Origin of the sequence: Actinomadura darangshiensis (assembly GCF_004349235.1) — a bacterium.
Classification (GTDB): Bacteria; Actinomycetota; Actinomycetes; order Streptosporangiales; family Streptosporangiaceae; genus Spirillospora; species Spirillospora darangshiensis.
The window spans coordinates 1-2584 of the sequence record NZ_SMKY01000552.1 but is presented as its reverse complement, the minus strand read 5'-3'; the positions used below and the strand labels follow the sequence as shown (position 1 = coordinate 2584).

General features: G+C 71.5%; 2 protein-coding genes. Both read right to left on the bottom strand.

Translation table 11 applies throughout. The features are described 5' to 3' along the window. Positions 1-109: 109 nt before the first annotated feature. A complete protein-coding gene (locus tag E1293_RS46245) occupies positions 110-706 on the bottom strand; it encodes a peptidoglycan-binding domain-containing protein (protein WP_132206403.1) in 597 nt (198 codons plus the stop codon). Positions 707-847: 141 nt separating this feature from the next. Beyond that, positions 848-2584 (bottom strand): thiol reductant ABC exporter subunit CydC (gene cydC / locus E1293_RS46240; protein WP_132206401.1); only part of this gene is annotated, 1737 nt, incomplete at its 5' end.

Below are 2584 nucleotides of genomic sequence, written 5' to 3'. Positions count from 1 at the left end.
GGGGCGGGTGGGACGAAATGTGCGCCGATTGCTTGTTCTTGTATTGGCGTGCGAATACGGCCGCCCTGCGACCGGAGTGGTCGCAGGGCGGCCGCGGGTGGGCCTTTTGTCAGCGGCCCGGAGTGCGCTGGGCTTCGGCGCCTTCCGCGAATGCGGCGCGGAAGGTGATCGGGCCGAAGATGCCGTCGGCGTCGATCTCCTTGCGCTTCTGGAAGGCGGTGACGGCATTGGCGGTCGCCGCGCCGTAGTACCCGTCCGCGACGACGGAGCCGTCCTGGAGGACCTTCATCGCGTACTGGATGCCCTTGACCTGGCTGTGCCGGCCGCTGCCCTGGCCGATCTCGCCGCCGTCGTCACGGAGCGCGCCCCAGGTCTCGGCGTCGAGCCTGCCGGACTCCGGCAGGTTGTGCGAGGCCTGGTACTTCTTCAGCGCGGGCCCGAGGTCGGCGGGCCAGCCTTCGCCGGCGGACGTCGGAGTGCAGTCGTCGTAGTAGCCGAACTGCACCAGGTAGCAGCGGGCGGAGGCGATGCGGTAGTCGCTGTCGCCAGGCCCGAGCTCCACCCACGGCTGGGACTGGATGGCCTTCGTCACCGCGGGGTTGGTGTCGGGGCCGTCCGCGTTGGCGGCGTTCATGGCCCCGACGCTGACGCCGAGGGCGAGGAGCGTTGCCGCGATGCCGAGCACCGCGCGAAGCAAGACCTTCATCTGTGGAACCCCCTGTTCCGGTCGATTGGATCCTGTACTTCGGTGTGATGCGGGCGGGTTGGGAATTGTTCTCGGTAATTCCGATAAATTGTCCCGACGAATTCGGTGCCGCACCGGTTTACCTGAATGCGGATAATTTACCTAGTTAAATTCGGGGGTGCGGGTGGCGGTATGTTCGCGGTGCCAGAGGGTGCTGTAGAGGCCCGGGCGGGCGAGCAGATCGGTGTGGGTTCCGCGGTCGGCGACGCGGCCCTCGTCCAGGACGACGATCTCGTCGACGGCGTCCAGCCCGGCGAGGCGGTGGGTGACGAGCAGGGTCGTGCGGCCTTCGGTGGCGGTGAGGAGGTCGGCGGTGAGCTCGTCGGCGGTCGCGATGTCGAGATGCTCGGCGGGCTCGTCCAGCAGGAGGATCGGGAAGTCGGCGAGGAGGGCGCGGGCCAGGGCGATGCGCTGGCGCTGGCCGCCGGAGACCTGGGCGCCGTGCTCGCCGACGCGGGTGCCGAGCCCCCGCGGAAGGGACTCGACCCAGTCGGCGAGGCGGGCGCGGCGCAGGACGTCGCGGATCTCGTCGTCGGTGGCGGCGGGACGGGCCAGCCGGATGTTCTCGCCGATCGTGGAGTCGAAGAGGTGCGCGTCCTGGGCGCAGAGGCCGATCACCCGCCGGACGTCGTCGCCGGTGAGGGCGCGCAGGTCCACGCCGTTGAGGGACGCCCCGCCGGTGAACTCCAGGAAGCGGAGCAGGACGGCCGTCAGCGTCGTCTTGCCTGAACCGCTCGGACCGACGATCGCGCAACGGCGACCGGGGGTGAGGTCAAGGGAGATGCCGTCGAGGGCGTAGGGCGCGTCGGGCGTCCAACGGGCCCGGACGTTTTCGAGTGCGAGCGTGTAGGGCGCCACGGGGAGTGGTGCGGACTCGTCCGGGTCCCGTACCGGGGGCGGGCTGTCCAGGACGGCGAAGATGCGCGTGGCCGAACGGCGAACCCTCTCCATGTACTGCGCGGCCAGGGGAAGCCCGGCCACGACCTCGAATGCGGCCAGCGGGAGAAGGACGACCACCGCGAGCAGGACGCCGTCGAGCGCCCCCGAGCGGACGGCCGGTACGCCCACCATGAGGCTGCCCCAGACCGCGAGGCCGCCGGCGAGGGCGGAGAGGGCCGCCCCTGCCCCGGCCGTCGTGGCGGAACGTGCCGTGGCGCGAGTGAACTCGCGGTCGAGTTGTGCGGCCTTGGCGAGCTGCTCTGGGGCGGCGCCGTACGCGATGAGCTCGGGCGCGCCCTGCAAGGTGTCGACGACGTGCGAGGTCAGTTCGCCGCGCAGGTCGGTGGTGCGGCGCTCGGCGCGGCGGGAGACCGCGGCGGACAGCCATGGGGCAACGACACCCGCGAGCACCAGCGCCAGCAGCAGGACGACGCCCGCGGACGGGAGTAGCGCCCAGGCGAGCCCCACGGAGGCGCCGCCGACGACCGCCGCGACCGCGCACGGCAGCAGTACCCGCAGGAACAGGTCCTGGACGGCGTCGACGTCCGCGACGAGCCGGTTCAGCAGGTCGCCGCTGCGGAAGGCGGGGAGCCCGCCGGGAGCGAGGCGTTCCAGCCGTTCGTACACGCGGGCCCGCAGGTCGGCGAGGATCCGGAACGTCGCGTCATGCCCGACGAGACGCTCGGCATAGCGGAACACGCCGCGTCCCAGCCCGAACGCACGGACCGCCACGATCGCGACCATCAGCATGAGCACCGGTGGATGCTGAGCCGCCCGCGAGATCAGCCAGGCCGACGTCGCCATCAGCCCGGCGCCGCTACCGAGTGCCAGCCCCCCGAACACGACCGCGAGAACGAGCCGCCCCCGCCCCGGCCGAGCGAACCTGATCAACCTGAGGAT